This is a genomic window from Pseudomonas sp. GNP014 (assembly GCF_054344005.1).
In genome coordinates this window covers 6,204,284-6,222,102 of sequence record NZ_JBTGUS010000001.1, presented here as the reverse complement: position 1 = coordinate 6,222,102, position 17,819 = coordinate 6,204,284, and the positions used below count along the sequence as shown (strand labels likewise).

General features: G+C 61.9%; 20 protein-coding genes. 8 read left to right on the top strand and 12 right to left on the bottom strand.

Annotation, left to right across the window (positions count from 1 at the left end; translation table 11 throughout):
- Positions 1 to 16 precede the first annotated feature (16 nt).
- The 4 genes from nosR (at position 17) to ACXX9E_RS28005 (ending at position 3,065) form a co-directional block, all read left to right on the top strand.
- On the top strand, positions 17 to 1,375 hold the full coding sequence (nosR, locus tag ACXX9E_RS28020; RefSeq protein WP_336347217.1) for a response regulator c-di-GMP phosphodiesterase, NosR family: 1,359 nt from the start codon (positions 17 to 19) through the stop codon (positions 1,373 to 1,375).
- A 71-nt stretch (positions 1,376 to 1,446) separates the two neighbouring features.
- Positions 1,447 to 1,881 (top strand): NUDIX hydrolase, encoded by a 435-nt coding sequence (locus tag ACXX9E_RS28015; protein WP_123466159.1) that lies wholly within the window; start codon positions 1,447 to 1,449, stop codon positions 1,879 to 1,881.
- A gap of 24 nt (positions 1,882 to 1,905) precedes the next feature.
- Positions 1,906 to 2,544 (top strand): LysE family translocator, encoded by a 639-nt coding sequence (locus ACXX9E_RS28010; protein WP_123466160.1) that lies wholly within the window; start codon positions 1,906 to 1,908, stop codon positions 2,542 to 2,544.
- A 2-nt stretch (positions 2,545 to 2,546) separates the two neighbouring features.
- Positions 2,547 to 3,065, top strand: a complete 519-nt coding sequence (locus ACXX9E_RS28005) for a GNAT family N-acetyltransferase (RefSeq protein WP_222834381.1) — start codon at positions 2,547 to 2,549, stop codon at positions 3,063 to 3,065.
- 87 nt (positions 3,066 to 3,152) lie between these two features.
- Here ACXX9E_RS28005 and metR read toward each other — a convergent pair whose 3' ends face one another.
- Both metR and ACXX9E_RS27995 read right to left on the bottom strand, forming a co-directional pair.
- Positions 3,153 to 4,070 carry a transcriptional regulator MetR gene (gene metR / locus ACXX9E_RS28000; RefSeq protein WP_128615900.1) on the bottom strand — a complete coding sequence of 306 codons (918 nt, stop codon included), beginning with the start codon at positions 4,068 to 4,070 and terminating at the stop codon, positions 3,153 to 3,155.
- 131 nt (positions 4,071 to 4,201) lie between these two features.
- Positions 4,202 to 4,366, bottom strand: coding sequence for a hypothetical protein (locus tag ACXX9E_RS27995; RefSeq protein ID WP_458556534.1), 165 nt, complete (start codon positions 4,364 to 4,366; stop codon positions 4,202 to 4,204).
- 130 nt (positions 4,367 to 4,496) lie between these two features.
- Between ACXX9E_RS27995 and ACXX9E_RS27990 the strand changes: the two genes are divergently transcribed.
- Together ACXX9E_RS27990 and ACXX9E_RS27985 are read left to right on the top strand one after the other, a co-directional pair.
- Positions 4,497 to 5,531 carry an alpha/beta fold hydrolase gene (locus ACXX9E_RS27990; protein ID WP_458556533.1) on the top strand — a complete coding sequence of 345 codons (1,035 nt, stop codon included), beginning with the start codon at positions 4,497 to 4,499 and terminating at the stop codon, positions 5,529 to 5,531.
- A gap of 155 nt (positions 5,532 to 5,686) precedes the next feature.
- Entirely contained in the window at positions 5,687 to 6,352 is a 666-nt protein-coding gene (locus ACXX9E_RS27985; protein WP_128615901.1) for a DsbA family oxidoreductase, read from the top strand.
- Positions 6,353 to 6,363: 11 nt separating this feature from the next.
- Here the strand turns inward: ACXX9E_RS27985 and ACXX9E_RS27980 are convergent, their stop codons facing one another.
- The 6 genes from ACXX9E_RS27980 to ACXX9E_RS27955 are packed head-to-tail and all read right to left on the bottom strand — an operon-like array spanning position 6,364 to position 13,664.
- The gene (locus tag ACXX9E_RS27980) at positions 6,364 to 7,755 is read right to left on the bottom strand and encodes a sigma-54-dependent transcriptional regulator (protein ID WP_458556532.1); all 1,392 of its coding nucleotides are present in this window, start codon (positions 7,753 to 7,755) and stop codon (positions 6,364 to 6,366) included.
- The gene (locus ACXX9E_RS27975) at positions 7,745 to 9,517 is read right to left on the bottom strand and encodes a sensor histidine kinase (protein ID WP_458556531.1); all 1,773 of its coding nucleotides are present in this window, start codon (positions 9,515 to 9,517) and stop codon (positions 7,745 to 7,747) included. The genes ACXX9E_RS27980 and ACXX9E_RS27975 overlap by 11 nt, the downstream gene beginning before the upstream one ends.
- Positions 9,514 to 10,641 (bottom strand): GNAT family N-acetyltransferase, encoded by a 1,128-nt coding sequence (locus tag ACXX9E_RS27970; protein ID WP_447808244.1) that lies wholly within the window; start codon positions 10,639 to 10,641, stop codon positions 9,514 to 9,516. The genes ACXX9E_RS27975 and ACXX9E_RS27970 overlap by 4 nt, the downstream gene beginning before the upstream one ends.
- A gap of 50 nt (positions 10,642 to 10,691) precedes the next feature.
- Positions 10,692 to 11,570 carry an alpha/beta hydrolase gene (locus tag ACXX9E_RS27965; RefSeq protein ID WP_123466176.1) on the bottom strand — a complete coding sequence of 293 codons (879 nt, stop codon included), beginning with the start codon at positions 11,568 to 11,570 and terminating at the stop codon, positions 10,692 to 10,694.
- Positions 11,567 to 12,961, bottom strand: coding sequence for an aspartate aminotransferase family protein (locus tag ACXX9E_RS27960; protein WP_458556530.1), 1,395 nt, complete (start codon positions 12,959 to 12,961; stop codon positions 11,567 to 11,569). Before ACXX9E_RS27960 ends, ACXX9E_RS27965 begins: the two co-directional genes overlap by 4 nt.
- Positions 12,954 to 13,664, bottom strand: a complete 711-nt coding sequence (locus ACXX9E_RS27955; RefSeq protein WP_128615904.1) for an HAD-IB family phosphatase — start codon at positions 13,662 to 13,664, stop codon at positions 12,954 to 12,956. The genes ACXX9E_RS27960 and ACXX9E_RS27955 overlap by 8 nt, the downstream gene beginning before the upstream one ends.
- 230 nt (positions 13,665 to 13,894) lie before the next feature.
- On the opposite strand from ACXX9E_RS27955, the gene ACXX9E_RS27950 reads away from it, so the two are divergent.
- Together ACXX9E_RS27950 and ACXX9E_RS27945 are read left to right on the top strand one after the other, a co-directional pair.
- Positions 13,895 to 14,656: a MipA/OmpV family protein gene (locus tag ACXX9E_RS27950; RefSeq protein ID WP_128614626.1), complete on the top strand. Its 762-nt coding sequence runs from the start codon at positions 13,895 to 13,897 to the stop codon at positions 14,654 to 14,656.
- A gap of 72 nt (positions 14,657 to 14,728) precedes the next feature.
- Positions 14,729 to 15,601, top strand: coding sequence for a fatty acid desaturase family protein (locus ACXX9E_RS27945; RefSeq protein WP_458556529.1), 873 nt, complete (start codon positions 14,729 to 14,731; stop codon positions 15,599 to 15,601).
- Between the two features lie 64 nt (positions 15,602 to 15,665).
- Here ACXX9E_RS27945 and ACXX9E_RS27940 read toward each other — a convergent pair whose 3' ends face one another.
- The 4 genes from ACXX9E_RS27940 to ACXX9E_RS27925 form a co-directional block, all read right to left on the bottom strand.
- A complete protein-coding gene (locus ACXX9E_RS27940) occupies positions 15,666 to 16,049 on the bottom strand; it encodes a DMT family transporter (RefSeq protein WP_128614624.1) in 384 nt (127 codons plus the stop codon).
- A 31-nt stretch (positions 16,050 to 16,080) separates the two neighbouring features.
- Positions 16,081 to 16,455, bottom strand: a complete 375-nt coding sequence (locus ACXX9E_RS27935) for a DMT family transporter (RefSeq protein WP_123466188.1) — start codon at positions 16,453 to 16,455, stop codon at positions 16,081 to 16,083.
- Entirely contained in the window at positions 16,452 to 17,372 is a 921-nt protein-coding gene (locus ACXX9E_RS27930; RefSeq protein WP_458556528.1) for an arginase family protein, read from the bottom strand. Before ACXX9E_RS27930 ends, ACXX9E_RS27935 begins: the two co-directional genes overlap by 4 nt.
- A gap of 109 nt (positions 17,373 to 17,481) precedes the next feature.
- On the bottom strand, positions 17,482 to 17,811 hold the full coding sequence (locus ACXX9E_RS27925) for a GlpM family protein (protein ID WP_185015804.1): 330 nt from the start codon (positions 17,809 to 17,811) through the stop codon (positions 17,482 to 17,484).
- Positions 17,812 to 17,819 lie beyond the last annotated feature (8 nt).

The window sequence follows — 17,819 nt, the reverse complement described above, 5'->3', positions numbered from 1 at the left end:
CACTTGAGGTCATGCCATGGAAGAGCCAACCGTCCCGACGCCGAGCCACCGCCCCAAGGTGCTGCTGGTCGATGACGAGGAATCGATTCTCAACAGCCTGCGCCGGCTGTTGCGCACCCAGCCCTATGATCTGTTGCTGGCTACCAGCGGTGCCCAGGCGCTGGAGATTCTGGCGCAGCAACCGGTGGATCTGGTGATGAGCGATGCGCGCATGCCCAACATGGACGGTGCTTCGCTGCTGACCCATGTGCGCGAACGCCATCCGGCCGCCGTGCGCATCATGCTCACCGGTTATGCCGACCCCACGGCCATCATCAAGGCAATCAACGACGGGCAGATTCACCGCTACATCAGCAAACCGTGGAATGACGAAGAGTTGTTGTTGATCCTGCGTCAGGCTCTGGAGCACCAGCATTCCGAACGCGAGCGCCAGCGTCTGGAACGCCTGGCCCGGGTGCAGAACGATCAGCTGCGGCAACTCAACAGCACCCTGGAAAAGCACGTGGCCGCGCGCACCGCCGAACTGCAGCAGACCGCTGACATGCTCGATCTGGCCTACGAAGAGCTCAAGCACAGTTATGTCACCGGCACCGAAGTGTTCTCGCTGCTGGCCAATCTGCGCCTGCCGCCGGCCAAGCAGACCAACCGGCAGATCATCGAACTGGTGCGCGGCTACTGTCAGGCCCATGGCCTGGACGAGGCCGTCAGCCGCGACCTGGCGATGGCCGCGGCGCTGTACAACGTCGGCAAACTGAGCTGGTCCGACACGATGATGGTCACCCCTTCGGATCTGTTGCGACACACCGACCGCGACCGTTATCGCAGCTACCCGAAGCAGAGCGAATCGGTGCTGATGACCCTTGACCCGATGAAGGATGCTGCGCGGCTGATCCTGCATCATCAGGAACGCTGGGATGGCAGCGGCTTCCCCGACCGGCTCAAGGGCGAGGCGATTCCGTTCGGTTCACGCCTGCTGAAGCTGGCGGTGGACTTCGTCGAACTGCAGCGCGGGCTGATCCTTGAACGGCAGATGAACACCGATGAAGCGCTGCTGTACCTGCGTCAGTACGCCGGACGCCTGTACGACCCGGACCTGGTCGAAGATTTCATCCAGGTGTGCGCGGCGTTCCTCAGTGACATCACCCTGATTGATCCGGCGGTCAAGGTGCTGACCACACGGGACCTGGCGGAGGGCATGATTCTGGCGCGCAACCTGAATGCCGATAACGGCATGCTGCTGCTCAATGCCGGCAAGGTGCTCAGCGGCTTGCTGGTGGAAAAGCTGATCGCCTTCGAAGCGATGGAGGGGGGCAAATACCAGATTTTCGTCAAGGTGCCCGAGGCGGTGGAAGCGGCGCTCAAGGCACAGGGATGAGCCTCGGCGAGATGACGCCAGTGGGCGGGACATGGGATCCTTGCGGTTTTTCCACGCCGGTGGCTGCCCCCATGACCTCTGCATCCGTTGTATCCCCACGCCTCATTCGCATCGCCGCCGCGCTGTTGCTTGGCCCTGACGGTCGCACGTTGCTGGTGCGCAAGCGCAACACCCGTGCCTTCATGCAACCGGGCGGCAAGATCGAGGCTCATGAAACACCGCTGCAGGCCCTGGCCCGTGAGCTGGAAGAAGAGCTTGGATTGCGCATCACTGCGGAGCAGGCGTCCTTTCTTGGCCAGTTTTCCGCGCCCGCTGCCAACGAGCCGGGCTTTACTGTACAAGCCGAGCTGTTCCAGCTGAGCATTGCTGCTCAAGTCACGCCGGCGGCGGAAATCGAAGAGGTGATCTGGATCGACCCGGCCACTGACGGCGATGTCGAACTGGCGCCATTGACACGCGACCTGATCCTGCCGTTTTATCGTGATTCGCTGACCGCCATCGCCTGATCCTCTTCGCAAAGGACGCCACCCATGATCCCGCTTCAAGACCTGCTGATCTTCGCCGCCGCCGCGTTGTTGATGGTGCTGACGCCGGGGCCGAACATGATCTACCTGATCTCGCGTTCGATCTGCCAGGGCCGCAAGGCCGGCGTGACGTCATTGCTCGGCGTGGTGGCGGGGTTCTTTGTGCACCTGTTTGCTGCGGCAGCGGGGTTGACCGCGGTGTTTCTCGCGGTGCCGATGGCCTATGAAGTGTTGAAGTGGGCCGGCGCCCTGTACCTGTTGTGGCTGGCCTGGCAAGCGGTGAAACCCGGTGCGCGTTCGCCGTTCGAGGCGCAGCAATTGCCAGCGGACTCGTCGCGCAAACTGATCACCATGGGCTTTCTCACCAGTGCGCTGAATCCGAAAATCGCCGTGTTTTATCTGTCGGTGTTTCCGCAGTTCATCACCCCTGAACACGGCTCGGTGTTCACCCAGAGTATCGTTCTTGGCCTGACCCAGATCAGCGTCAGTTTCACCGTCAATCTGTTGATCGCGCTGTTCGCGGCAGGCATTGCGTCGTGGTTTGTGCGCAACCCGACGTGGCTGGCGCTGCAGCGTTACTTCATGGGCCTGGTGCTCGGTGGGCTGGCCGTGCGCCTGATGCTTGAACAACGCAGGACGGCTTGAACATGTGGATCGAACGGCTGGATGCCAGTCATGCCCTGGCGTACCGGGAACTGATGCTTGAGGCCTACGACCGCCATCCGCAGGCGTTCACCTCCAGCGTGCGCGAACGGGCGACCATGCCGTTGAGCTGGTGGGAAGCGCGTCTGACCAGCAAGCTCGATGCAGTGCTTGGCGCCTTCGAGGGTGGCACGTTGGCCGGTATCGTCGGCCTCGCCTTCGAACCACGAGAGAAGGCCCGGCACAAGGCAACGCTGTTCGGCATGTATGTATCAGCGGATTTTCGTCGGCACGGTCTGGGCCATGAACTGGTGCAAGCGGCGCTGACCGAAGCACACAACCACCCCGCGCTGAAACTCATCCAGCTCACCGTCACCGCTGGCAACGATGCTGCGTTCAATCTGTATCAGCGTTGCGGCTTTATCCAGTTCGGCCTCGAACCGCTCGCGGTGCGCGTAGGCGAAGACTACTTCGACAAGATCCACATGTGGCGTGAACTCGTCCCTACGGCCTGGACGCGGTGATTGTGGCGAGGGAGCAAGCTCCCTCGCCGCAGGGAGGGTTGTTGTCCGGGAAAAATCCGGCGTTTGAACCTGCCCCTTCCAGATCTTTCAGCGAACAGCGCTGACGCCGTCGAGGGTCGAGAACGAGGTGTCCTTGGCCGTCAGGAGGAAATCGCGCATGTACGGAGCGTCGAGCATGTCCGCGCGAATCGCCGCGTACAGCGTGGCAAACAGGCCTTTCTCGCCCAGGCGCTTGCCCTTCACGTAACCGCGCGAGCTGTATTCATGCAACGCCCAGTGCGGCATGCCGCAGACGCCGCGGCCGCTGGCGACCAGTTGCATCATCATGACCGTCAGTTCCGAGGTGCGTACCTGCGCAGGCTCTATGTCGGCCGGTTCGAGGAAGCGGGTGAAGATGTCCAGACGATCGCGTTCCACCGGGTAGGTGATCAGGGTTTCTGTCAGCAAGTCTTCCGCAACGATGTACGGCTTGCTTGCCAGAGGATGCTGGTTGGCAACCGCGAGCATGGCTTCGTACGTGAACAGCGGCACGTACGTGATGCCGGCAATGTCCAGCGGGTCGGAAGTCACCACCAGATCCAGATCACCACGGGCCAGCGCCGGCAGGGGGGCGAACGAGAAACCCGAGGCCAGGTCGAGTTCGACCTCCGGCCACGCATCGCGGAACTGGTCGATGGTCGGCATCAGCCACTGGAAGCAGCTGTGGCATTCGATGGCCATGTGCAGGCGTCCGGCGGTGCCGCCGGCGAGGCGGCCGATGTCACGCTCGGCGGCACGCAGCAGCGGCAGTGTGGCGTCGGCCAGTTGCAACAGGCGCAGACCGGCGCTGGTGAACCGCACCGGTTTGGTCTTGCGCACGAACAGCGCCATGCCCATGCGCTCTTCCAGTTCCTTGAACTGGTGAGACAACGCCGATTGGGTCAGGTGCAGGCGATCGGCGGCATCCACGAGGCTGTCGGCTTCGCGCAGGGCGTGCAGGGTTTTCAGGTGGCGGATTTCAAGCACCGGCTGGCTCCATGAGGAAAACTTGTGACAATTGCGAAAGCGTTGAGTTTGTCTCATGTTGGCCGGGCTGTCGATATTCGTCCCGTTTTTTACCCAGGCCTGCGTCGATGAAGACGCAGGCTTTTGCGGATTCAGCTCACCTGCTCGAAATGCCCCAGCACGACCGACCGCCTGCCAATGTTCGCGTACGGCAGACCGGCGTTGTCGGCGTGGGTGAGGAAACGCTGCTCGGGCAGTTTCAGATGGGTTTTCTCGAAGGCGCGGAATGCCGGCTGCGCCAGTTCGTGGCGGTACACAGTTATCGCCGCAGGCGCGGCGCCGACCGCTCGGCACTCTTCATCAAACTGTCATCGAACTGTGGCAGCGCGCTTGAACAAACTTCATCAGACTCGCGCTCTACTGGGGTTCTGCGTTTCGGTGTTTTTCATGTTCAAGGGATTTTTATCAATCGCGGCCGTATTGGCTGCGCTGTTGTTCGGCCTGCCGGCTGCGGCGGCCTCGCGATGCGACGTCAACGTGCCCACCGAACGGGTCGATCTGCCACAGGTCAGCCTTGCTTACCAAAGCATCGGCCGTGCTCAGGATCCGGCCCTGTTGCTGGTCATGGGCCTGGGCGGGCAGTTGATCCACTGGCCCGACGAAGTGGTGGTGGCGCTGTGTCAGCAAGGCTTTCGGGTGATTCGCTATGACAACCGCGATGTCGGCCTGTCGACCTGGCGCCAGGCACCGGCCGAGGCCAACCTGACGTTCGAGGTGTTGCGCTACAAGCTCGGCTTGCCCGTGTCGGCGCCGTATTCGCTGACCGACATGGCCGACGATGCACTGGGCCTGATGGACGCGCTGCACATTGACCAGTTCCACGTACTGGGCGCGAGCATGGGCGGGATGATCGCCCAACATATGGCGGCAATGGCGCCGCAACGGGTGGAAAGCCTGACCCTGATCATGACCAGTTCCGGCGCCGAGGGCTTGCCGGCGCCGAGCGCGGCACTGGTGCAATTGCTGGCCCGTCGCGGTGCGCCGAATCGCGAGGTAGCACTGGAGCAGCAGGCCGATTTACTGGCGGCGCTGGGCAGTCCGTCGGTCACGGATGATCGGCAGATGTTGCTGCATCAAGCCGCGGTGGCTTATGACCGGGCATTCAATCCGGAAGGCGTGAAACGCCAGATCATGGCCATTCTTGCGGAGCCGAGCCGGGTGGCATTGCTTAATCAATTGCGCGTGCCAACGCTGGTGGTGCACGGTACGGCCGATCCGTTGCTGCCGGTGATGCACGGCGTGCATCTGGCGGCGCATATTCGCGGCAGTCAGTTGAAGCTGATTCCAGGGCTGGCCCATCGTTTCCAAGAGGCGTTCAAGGCGCCGTTGCTGGCGGCGGTGTTGCCCTATTTGCAGCAGCATCGAGAAGATACCTCGCATTGGGCGCAGATCGAGCCGGTGGCGGCGGGGAATCTGCTTTGACTCAAGGGCCCCATCGCGGCAAGCCCGCGCCCACACCTATTGCGTGAATCCTGTGGCAGCCGGCTTGCCGGCGAGGGGGCCATCACTGTCACCGCAGCGCCGGGCAGGTGTATCGTGCAAACTTTTCCGCACGATTTCGGCCTGCGAGGTGTGTGATGAGTTCCGCTTTGAAAATCGATTTTGTCAGCGACGTCTCCTGCCCGTGGTGCGTCGTCGGCCTTTATGGCTTGCTGCAGGCGCTGCAAATCCTGCGCGACGAAGTGCAGGCCGAGATTCATTTTCAGCCGTTCGAACTGAACCCGAAGATGGGCCCCGAGGGGCAGAACATCACCGAGCACATCGGTGAAAAATACGGCTCGACCCCGGAGCAGTCGCAGAAGAACCGCGAAGCGATTCGGGCCCGTGGTGCCGACGTCGGATTCGCCTTTCGCACCGATGGCAACAGCCGCATCTATAACACCTTCGATGCCCACCGGTTGCTGCACTGGGCGGGACTGGAGGGTAAGCAATTGTCGCTGAAGGAGGCGTTGTTCAAGGCGTACTTCACCGATGGCGGCAACCCGTCCGATCACGCGCAATTGACGCACATTGCCGAAGACGCGGGGCTCGACCGGCGGCGGGCAGCGGCGATTCTGGCGTCCGACGAATTTGCCGACGAGGTGCGCGCAGAAGAGCAACTCTGGCTGCAACGCGGCGTGAACTCAGTACCGACCGTGGTCTTCAACGGTCAGTACGCCGTCACGGGCGGGCAGCCGGTGGACACCTTCGTCGGGGCTATCCGGCAGATCATGAGTGAAGCCCGGGGCGGCACGGTCAACTGAGCGCGGCGGGGTCACCGCACGATCTTGTCGACGTGGATCCCGAGTTTCTTCAGGCGATACCAGAAGCTGCGTTCGGAGATGCCGATCAACTGCGCAGCGGCAGCCTGTACCCCGTTGCTCTGGTGCAGGGCGGCGAGGATGCAGGTTTTCTCGACCTCGGCCAGCGCCGCGTCGAGATCCGCCGGCACACCGTTGATTTCGTTCAGCGGGCCGCTGCTGTCCGAGGCATGCGCGGCGAACAGATACGCCGGCAGATCCTGTTCCTCGATGATGTTGGCCGATGCGACGATGGTCGCGCGCTCGACGCAGTTCTGCAGTTCGCGAATGTTGCCCGGCCACGAGTAGCGCGTCATCGCCTGCAAGGCCGGCGCGCTGAAGCCGCTGATGCGTTTACCGGCCTCGGCGCCCAGCGTATGGGCGAAATGTCGGGCGAGCGGAGCGATGTCTTCGACCCGTTCACGCAAGGCCGGCAATGGAATCGGGAATACGTTGAGGCGGTAGTAAAGATCCTCGCGAAACTCCTTGTTGGCCACCGCTGCGAGCAGGTCCTTGTTGGTGGCGGCGATCACCCGCACATCGACTTTACGCTCCTTGGTATCGCCCACCGGTTCGATCACCCGTTCTTGCAGGGCGCGGAGGATTTTTGCCTGCAACGCCAGCGGCATTTCGCCGATTTCATCAAGAAACAACGTGCCTTTGTCGGCTTGCTGAAAGCGCCCGATGCGGTCGGCCACGGCGCCCGTGAACGCGCCTTTGCGATGGCCGAACATTTCACTTTCCAGCAGCCCTTCGGGGATCGCCGCGCAGTTCACCGCGACAAACGGTTTGTCGGCGCGATTGCCATGCTTGTGGATGGCCCGGGCGACCATCTCCTTGCCGGTACCACTTTCACCGCTGAGCAGCACGGTCGCCGCGCTTTCGCGCAGCGACTCCACGGCCTGCAACACACGGCGAAAACTCGGGCTGTCGCCGATCAGGCTGTCGATCTGCTGATGCTCGTCGAGTTCGGCACGCATGCGCTGGTTGTCTTTGAGGATGTCGCGAAATTGCAGGGCCTTGCTGACGGTGATGTCCAGTTCGTCGATGTCGAACGGCTTGGCGATGTAATCGAACGCGCCGTTGCGCATCGACTCCACGGCATTTTTCACCGTGCTGTAGGCGGTCATGACAATCACCGGCAGCTGTGGAAAGCGGCTTTTCACTTCCGCCAGCAACTGCGCGCCGCCCATGCCGGGCATGCGCCAGTCGCTGATCAGCAGGTCGATGTCTTCGTTCTCCAGCACCTTGAGCGCGTGCAAGCCATTGCCGGCGGTGAACACCGTGACGCCGTTCTGACCGAGGGCCGAGGCCAGCAGGTCACAGAGTTTCGGTTCGTCGTCCACCACCAGAATGTTATGCGTCATCGTCAGTCTCGTCGAAGTCGTCGCCATTGGCCGGAATGTACAGGCTGAACGTGGCGCCGGCATCTTTTTCGCTGACGCACTCCACGCGCCCGTTGTGGTTCTCCATCACCGAAAACACTTTCGCCAGGCCCAGCCCGGTGCCGGAAGCCTTGGTGGTCACGAACGGGGTGAAGATACGTTCCAGCATGTCGGCCTCAATCCCTTGCCCGGTGTCCGCCACGCTGATCACGGTGCAGGTGCCGGCACTGGCGATGCCCAGGGTCAGGCGGCCGCCGTCGGGCATGGCGTCGATGGCGTTGACGATCAGGTTCAGGCCGGCCTGTTTGAGTTGCTTGATATCGGCATAGATCGTTGCGCCCGGCGCCTGATCGTGGATGTGCAGGTCGATCTTGTGGCTGGCCAGTTCCGGCTCGCAGAACCCGGCCAGTTCATCCACCAGTGCGCGGGCGGACTGGGTGGCGCGGATCGGCGCACTGGGTTTGGCGAAGTCGAGAAACTCGGTGATCAGGTCATTGATCCGGCTGACTTCCTTGACCACGTATTCCAGGTGACGCTTGTCGGTTTCCGGCAGGTCGGCGCGCCGATGCAGCAGTTGCGTGGCGGTCTTGATGATGCCCAGCGGATTACGGATTTCATGGGCCAGGCCCATGGCGACTTCGCCCAGTGCGTGCAGGCGATCACGGCGGCGCAGTTGCGATTCCAGATGCTGTAATTCCTCCAGACGCTCGCTCATGTGGTTGAACGTGCTGCTCAGCTCTGCCAGTTCATCACCGCCATTCACGTTCAGGCGTTGATGGTAATCACCGGCGATCACCGCTTGTACGCCTCGGGCCAACCCGCGCAACGGCTTGGTCAGGCGTTGCGAGACCAGCCAGCCGACCGCCAGCGACGCCGCCGAACTGAGCAGGAAAATCAAGATGAACAGGTTGCTCTGATTGACCAGGCCGACGAGGCTGGTGTGGCGCAACAGACCACTGAATATCACGCCCTGCAACTGGCCGTTCTCGTTGAAGATCGGGCGATAGATGCCGCTGTAGCGATTGGTGAACTGTTCGAACGGGCCTTTGGTTTCGCGCAGGATCTGCTCGATTTTTTCCGGCACTTGCGCGGGATGATCCTGGAAACGCTGGGTGGAGAAAATCTCCGAAAAGTCATCGTCCTTGGCCAGGTACAGGCGCAAGTCCAGCGAATGCACGTCGGCAACACTGGTCAGGAAGCTGTTGTCCAGGTAAGTGCCGACGATCATTTTGTAGTCGACGCCGTCCTGATCGGTTTCGAAAGTCGAAATCACCGTGCCGGTGGCGACGCCGGCGACTTGCAGGGTTTGCAGCACCGCTTTGGGGGCCGTGCTGATCTGGCTGACGATGTTGTCGTCGGCGGTACTGAATACCACTTTGTGATCGCTGTTGCGGATCAGCGCCACGACATCAATGCCCATCGAGTCGGCGATATCGGCGATCAGTTTGTCGTGTCTGGCGGAATGGCGGTCGACCGGCGGGCGAGTGTGGCGCATGAACAGCTGCGCAGCCCGGGCGTTGTCACGGAGGATTTCGGTGATTTCGTCCTCGACGATCTTCGAGGATTCCTGCAGCCAGATGCGCACGTTGCTGTCGAAGATCTGCGACAGCGTGGTGGCCGCCAGTTCGGCCGCGATCATGGTCGGGATCACGCTCACCAGCCAGAACGCCAGCACCAGTTTGCGTTGCAGGCTCCAGCCGGAAAGGGCGAAAGGTCGGGCGACAGTGCGTCGGTCTTTGTTCATTGGATTTCGCTTAATGCAGCAGCCATGGCAGGGTCGGAGCGATCCGGTCGGACAAACATTTTTACCAGTCCCAGCAGTCGGTTGAGTAATGGATTGCGATGACGGAAAAACACCGTATGCCCGACAAACGAGCACCCCAGGCGCAGCTTGGTGGCATAGCCGGCTTGCCCGCAAGCATAGGTCGCCAGTTTGTGCTCAATACAATAGTCGACATTGACCAGCCAGCTTCGGGTGTAAAGATTGTACTGGCGGGTGCGGGCCAGATCGTGGGCGAAAAACTTGTCGATCATGCGGCGCCCGTCGAGCAGCACCAGATTGAACGCCACCAGTTCGTCGCCAACCCAATAGAGCACGCAGGCCGCGCGTTCGTCGAGGTGGGCGAGCACTTCGTAAAAGTACGCCGCCGGCAGGCATTCGAAGGCCAGATCACTGCGGGCGAGGGTGGCTTCGTAGAGCGCCATCATGCGCGGCAGCAAGTCGTGCACCGAACGTCGCCATTCGGTGCGCGGGCCGTGGTTGCGCAAGGTGCGGCGCAGGTCCTTGCGCGTGGATTTGCCGAGGCTGCCCAGGTAGGCATCCACCGAGGCGAAACGGATTGGCAATTCGGCGCCGGGCAGGCCGGGCATGCTTTGCATTCCGGCCTGGCGGCAGACGTCCAGCCATTGCGGGTCGCGATGCGAAGCGTCCTTGACCGCCAGCAGGCCAATCCCGAGCTGGTCGGCGTCCTGTTTTGCCAGGTGCAGCAATTGCGCGAGCAGTGCCGGGCGCTGCGCAGGGGCAATGTGCGAAGCCGTGCCGACATGGCACTGCTCCGCCACCGGTGAGCCGAGGGCGTACAGACGGATGACGAACAGCCCGGGCAGGCGCCGGCGCAGCCATTGGCTGACACGTTTGCCCGCGCCCTGCAGAGTGGTGTCCAGCGAATAGGCGGTGCTGAACGCCACCGCGCCTGCGATCAGACGGCCGTCTTCATGCAGGGTCAGATAGCGCCAGTGAAAACCGTCAATTCCCGCCCGTTCCACCGCGCGGTAGTAATCCCAGTCTTCCAGTTCATCGGCAAAGCAGTCATTCCAGGCACAGCGATCAATCGCCTCGATGGTTGAAAAGGCTTGCGCGGTGATCACGTCGGTTCCTTATGTCGGCGAGTCGCATGGAGGCGGACGGCGGCCACTGCTCAAGCCAGTTGCCGGGTGTCCAGTGGCGCTGTCCCGGGGTGAATGATCGCTGGCATGATGCCGCGCTGGATGAAGTCGGCGCTCAATTCCACGACACGCCGGTACTGCAAGTCCACGGTGATCATGTGATAGCAGTCGTCGAGTAGCACCTTGGTCACCGGTCCGCCGAGTTTGCGTTCCACATAATCGGCGTTCCAGCGGCTGGTGATGTCGTCCTCGATGGAGTGCAGCACCAGTGCCGGCGTGGTGATCGACGGCATGCTTTTCTTCACCACGGCATTGAGCCGGTGCAGCTCCCGCACGGTGATGCCTTCCATGGTCAGCAACCCGGCCTGACTGCTCTGGCCCTCTTTCATCTGCCGTTCGACGATCGCCCGCAGGCGCTCGTTCTTGATGCCGTAGGGCGGCTTTTCTTCGAAACTGCACAGGTGCACGCCGAACGGGATTTTCATCAGCAGCGGGGTGAGGAACGCCAGTTTGTTGATGCTCCAGCCGTCGTAGCGCAGCGTGGTCGAATACAGCAGCAAACCTTCGATCTGTCCCGGGTGTTCGGCAGCCAGGTACATCGACAGCACCGCGCCCATGGACAAGCCACCGACGTACACCTTGCGGTGCTTGCGGCGCACGCCGACGAAGGTGTTGCGCGCGCTTTCGTACCAGTCGCGCCAGCCGGTGGCCTGCAGGTCGGCATTACCGCCGCAGTGCCCGGCCAGGGTCGGCACATAGACCGTGTGCCCGGCTTTCGCCAGGCCCACGGCCACCCGACGCAGTTCCGTCGGGGTGCCGGTGAGGCCGTGGATCAACACCACCGCGACCTCACCGTTGCCGAGAACGAAACCGGCGTTGCCTTCGCCCATGTCGATCTCTGGTTCGATCATCGTTTCATTGCCCGATGCAGGAGGCGGTCGAGCAGGGCCAGGCCCAGATCGATTTCCGCGTAGCTGATTTCCAGCGACGGTGCCAGGGTGATGACGTTCTTGTAGTAGCCGCCCACGTCAAGGATCAGGCCCAGACGACGGCCGTCGATTTCAATGTCGCCCTTCATGCCTTCTTCGACCATGAAGTCGAGGGTGGCCTTGTCCGGGGTGAAACCGTCAGCGGTGCAGATCTCGCAGCGCAGCGCCAGACCGAGGCCGTCGACATCGCCGATGATCGGGTAGCGCTTTTGCAGATCCTGCAGGCCTTCGAGGAAGTATTTGCCCTTGGCCATGACCATCGCGCCGTAGTCGACTTCGCTGGTCATCTTGAACATTTCCAGACCCACCGCAGTGCCCAGCGGGTTGGAGGCGAAGGTCGAGTGGGTCGAGCCTGGCGGGAAGACTTTCGGGTTGATCAGTTCTTCGCGGGCCCAGATGCCGCCCAGCGGGTTGAGGCCATTGGTCAGTGCCTTGCCGAAGACGATCACGTCAGGTTTGACGTCAAAGTGTTCGATCGACCACAGCTTGCCGGTGCGGTAGAAACCCATCTGGATTTCGTCGACCACCATCAGGATGCCGTGCTGATCCAGGACGTGCTTGAGTTCGCTGTAGAAGTTCATCGGCGGGATCACGTAACCGCCAGTGCCCTGGATCGGCTCGACATAGAACGCGGCGTATTCGCTCTGGCCGACTTTCGGGTCCCAGACGCCGTTGTATTCAGTCTCGAACAACCGCGCGAATTGCTGCACGCAGTGGCTGCCGTACTCTTCCTTGGTCATGCCTTTCGGGCCACGGAAGTGGTACGGAAACGGGATGAACTGCGCACGCTCACCGAAGTGCCCGTAGCGGCGGCGATAACGGTAGCTGGAGGTGATCGACGATGCACCGAGGGTGCGACCGTGGTAACCGCCCTCGAAGGCGAACATCAGGCTCTTGCCGTGGGTGGCGTTGCGCACCACTTTCAGCGAGTCCTCGATCGACTGCGAACCGCCGACGTTGAAATGCACCCGGCCGTCGAGGCCGAATTTTTTCTTGGCGTCGACCGCGATCATTTCCGACAGCTCGATCTTGCCCTTGTGCAGGTACTGGCTGGCGATTTGCGGCAGGGTGTCGATCTGTTGTTTCAGTGCATTGTTCAGGCGCGGGTTGGCGTAACCGAAGTTGACCGCCGAGTACCACATCTGCAGGTCGAGATAGGCCTGATCTTCGGTGTCCCAGACGTAGGAGCCTTCGCAGCGGCTGAAGATGCGCGGCGGTTCGATGTAGTGAACGGTGTCGCCGTAGGAGCAGTATTTGGCTTCTTTTTCCAGAAGGACCTGGTCTTCGGCTGTCGCGATGCGGATATCAGACATGGTGCAGGGTTTCCTGTGCTTCAGAAGGGGTTTCGGTGCTGAAAGTGACGGCGTTGGCGGCCGGGGCCAGAGGCAGGCGGGCCAGCAGGTGTGGCAGTTCGGCGAAGCTGTCGAAGCGCGCGTAGGCGATGCCGTTGCGCTCGCAGTGCTCGGCCAGGCGATCCCTGGCGAAAACGAAGTCGGCGGTGGACGCCACGCACATGTCGGACTGGCCGTCGCCGATCACCAGCACGCGTTTGCTGTTCGGCGTGGACTTGCATTTGCAGTTGCCGGACGCGGCGCGGCAGGCGTCGCTGGCGTAAGGGAAATCAATGCGCCACTTGTCGTGGTCTATCTGGCGCAGGCGATTGGCGAGGATCGGCAGGAGCGTCACGTAGTTGCGCGCAAGAATTCGCGCGATGCCTTGTTCGATACCGTCGCTGACCACTTCCAGCGAAGCACCGAGGCCGATCACGTGGTCGACGAAGTCGGGGAAGTCGGGATCAATGTCGATGCTGTCGAAGAACTCGAGCAGTTGCGCAGGCGTGGCCTTGATCAGCGCCAGCTGACGGCTGAGGCATTCGCGGGAACCGATCTTGCCCTCCAGCCATTCGTTTTCGATGGCTTCCCAGCTCGGGTCGGCGAAGCGTTCAAGGATGCTGTCGATCACGTCGGTACGGGTGATGGTCCCGTCGAAATCACACACGATGTGCCAGTCAATCATCTGCAGTACCTGTTGGGTCGAGGCAGTTGTCAGGGTGCGCGGTCTGCGCCTGGCAAGGGAGAGAGCAGGGACTGTGCCAAATGGCCCAGGCCCCGTAGTGGCGGGGGGGATACGGTTTTGTCGCCATGCGCGGCTACAATTTTTGTAGCTTGCTACAAACAACATGAGTGCTTGCGCCAGGGACGGTATCCGGGGATTGATGCGCGCAAGTTCAGAAAAGGAATGACCTCATGCAGAGGAAGACACTGGCGTTATTGGCCGCACTGGCCAGCTTTTCCGGGGCCGCGCTGGCGGATGGCATTACAGGCGAAGCAGGACTCGGGGTGGGGTATCAACCGCATGATCCGACCGGCAGCCGTTACGAAACCCGACCGATCCCGTATCTGGATCTGGACTGGGGCGATGTCAGCCTCGGTACCGACGACGGCCTGACCTGGAGCGCCTTGAAAACCAACGGTTTCAGCGCCGGGCCTTACATCAACTACCTCTCCGGGCGCACCGCCAATGGTGAGTTGCGTGGCCTGCGTGATGTGCCCGACATGGCCGAGGCTGGCGGCTTCGTGCAATACGCTCCGGCCGATTTCTGGCGCGTGTTCGCCTTCGTTGGCCAGGCCGCCGGCGGTGGCAGCGGGCAGGGCGGCGTGTTTGGCAAAGTGGGCGGTGAAATCGGCTATCCACTGGGCGGCGGGGTGATTGGCAGCAGCAACCTGACCGCGCATTTTACCGATGCGCAGGGCACCCAGACCTTCTTCGGTGTCAGTGATCGCGAAGCGCAGGCCTCGGGCATCCGCGCGTACAACGCCGGCGGTGGTTTGCAGAACGTGGCGCTGACCCAGAGCTTCGAGTTTGCGCTGGCGCCGCACTGGTCGCTGGTCACCAGCGCGAGCTGGATTCACCTGACCCGCTCGGCGGCCGACAGCAGCATCGTCAAAGCGGTGGGGGATACCAATCAGGGTGAAGTGCAGGCGGCCATCGCCTACAAGTTCGACTGATTGCGCACGCGGGCGAATTGGTCTGCGGTTTGCAGACAGCCATGTCGAATCCATTCCTTCAGGATGTTCTTCATGGCTCGCCCTGCTTATCGTCTGTTGGCCCATTCGTTGTGGGACCTGATCCCCATCGCATTGGGCATTGCCCACTTCGCCTGTGTCCTGTGGCTGGTCTCAGCCTTTCATCAGCTGTCCTGGTGGGCCTTTTTGCCGCTGGCGCTGGGCTATGCGATCAGCCTGTCGTGGAGCATCAACAGCATTTCCCACAACCAGATCCACAACGCCTACTTCACCCCGGCGTGGCTGAACCGGGCGTTCGATCTGCTGTTGTCGGTGACCATCGGTTTTTCACAAACCCTCTATCGTGATATCCACAACCGGCATCACCGTGGCAACTCGGACCGGCCGGGAGCGGACGGCAAGACGATAGATCCGCTGTCGATTTATCTGCGCGGCAAAAACGGTCAGCCAGAAAATCCCTGGGCCTACACGTTTCTGAGTTTTTTTCGCGACGATCCCACGCCGATCTACGAAGAAATGCGCCGCAAACGGCCGAAGGACGCGCGTTGGGTCAAGGTGGAAATCTATGTGACGCTGGCGTTCTATCTGCTGCTGGCGGTGTACGACTGGCAAGCGGTGCTGGTGCTGCTGCCGTTCTGGTACCTGGGGCAGGCGTTGTCGTCGCTCAACGGTTATTACGAGCATTTTGGCGGCAACCCGGACTTGCCCATCGCGTGGGGCGTGAGCGCCTACAGCCCGCTGTACAACCTGTTGTGGATGAACAACGGCTATCACGCCGAGCACCACTATCGGCCGAAAATGCACTGGACTCAGGTCAAGGCCTATCACCGGCAGATCGCCCGGCAGCAGCAGGAAGCGGGGGTGAAGGAGATCGCGTTGGCGCATGGTCTGGGGTTCTTGCTGAACCACCAGAAGCCTGACGCCTGAGCGCTTTGTGCAGGCTGCGATCTTGGTGTTTCAAGATCAAAAAACGCAGCCTGCACGGTCGATTTCAGTGTTCTTCGCCCTCGGCAAGCAGGGCAATCCCGCCCATGATCACCGCCACTCCGACCCAGTGCAGCAGGCTGATCTGCTCGCCCAGCCCCAGCCACGATCCCAGCAGCACGCCGACAAACACCAGCGAACTCAGGGGAAACGCCAGTGACAGGCTGCTGCGGCGCAGGATCAGCATCCAGACAAAAAACGCGCCGATGTAGCAGGCAATCGCCACCCACACGCCGGGCGTCATGACGATGCCTTGCAGCCATTGCAGGCTGAAGTCCATCTGCCCCAACTGATCGCCGCCGACCTTGCTCGCGATCTGTCCGCCACTTTCCAGAATGATCAACAGCGCCCACAGCACGATGGTGCCCAGGCGCCCGTGGAGCCAATGCATTGCGTCGTTCCTTTGCAGTTCCAGGCGCGCTTCAGACATGGCCGGCACACACGAGCATCACGCCCGCCGTAATCACCAGCGTACCCAGCCAGCGGCGCCGGCTGACGGTTTCACCGAGCACCACTTTGCCCGCCAGCACCACGCCGCAATAAGCCAGCGCGGCCGCCGGAAACAACAGGCTCAGCGGCGCCCGCGACAGGGCACCGAGCCAGACGAAGAACTCGATCGCATAAGCCCCGATCCCGGCCCACAGCAGCGGCGCGTTGAATACCTGGCCCCAGAACACCTGCAGGCGAAAACCACCTTCCAGCGCCGGCAGGCGGTCCAGGCCCAGTTTGAAACAGAGCTGGCCGATCACATCCAGAACAATCGACAAGGCCACCAGCACAATCACGGTAAACGTCATGGAAACAACTCCTCGAACAGCTCGATCAAGGCTTGATTGGTCGCCGAATTGCGCAGGATATCGGCGTCGCTCCAGCGCTCGGCCGGGGGCTGGTCGGTCTTCGCTTCCCAGCGTTTGAGCAGGTTACTGAAGGCCGGGCGTGCGTATTCGCCGCAGATGTCGATGCCGAGGACCCGCTTGCTCGCCGCCAGAGCGCGCAGGGCCTGGAGCATGTGGCTCAGGCGCATGCCGCCCTGATCCCAGTTGGTGGCGGCGTCTTCGCTGGTAAGCACGTCCTTGTCGATGGTGATCCACACTGCCTCGGTCGGCAGGCTGGCGATCATCTTGTCGAGGAACTGGCGCCAGTCGAGTTCCGACAAGTTGTGCCAGTGCAGCATGTTTTCCTGTTGTGCATGCCCGGCGCCGTCGCCGACCCGTCCCCAGACTCTGGAGGGCGCGTGCTGCCACGGAAACAGCTGCAGCACCCCGCGTCGGAGGGCCGCGAGATTGCCGCCCTTCAATTGCGGGTTTTGCAGGTCATCGCTGCACGGGCCGAGCGTGACGATGCGGCGGATGTTCGGTAGTTTCAGCGCCTGATTGACCCACGAACCACAATGCCGACGCGGCGCGAAACGCACCCAGTCGGGGTGATTGTCGAAGTGGATCAGGCTGACCGGCTCGGGCAGGTCGGTGAGAAACGCCGGGGTCAGGTGGTGATAATCACCGGAACCGACGAAGAAGATTTCCGGCGCCGGGCCGCTGTGGCGCGGCCGTTGCTGCAAGCGTTCGGCGAAGCGCCGCCAGGTGCGTTCGCTGGACCAGAGCCGGAGTTTTGGGCCGAGATCGAGCAGGTCCAGGCGTCTGGCGCGGCCACTGTCGAGCAGTCGCGCAATCGGTGCCTGGGCCGTCAGGCTGTGGTCGAGATCTAAAATGTTCAAGGTTGCTATTCACCCTTGGCAGACCCTGCCAGACACCGGCCTCATCCATCATGAGCACCAGCCGGGCGGGGCTTTGGGGGTAAATGCAAGGGGCGGGCCAGCGTTTGGCTCAGGCGTGCAGGCGCACCCAGACTGTGACCAGCACCGTCGCCGCGATCAGCCACGCCACAACCGCCACCGCGAGCGACGCTTCCAGGCGCATGCGGTCAACCATCACGTAAAGCGTCGCCAGATAGATGAAGTACGGAATGATCGACCACATGCCGAACACGATGGTCGCCTTCAGATCGTCGATTGAACGGCCTTTGCCGACGATGTAGTGGGCGATCAGGGCAAAGGTCGGAAACAGCGGTACCAGCCCGGCGATGTAGTAGTTTCTGGTTTTCGACAGGGCGGCGAGAATCACCACCACTGCCGCGCCGAGCGCTGCTTTGAGAATCAGATCCA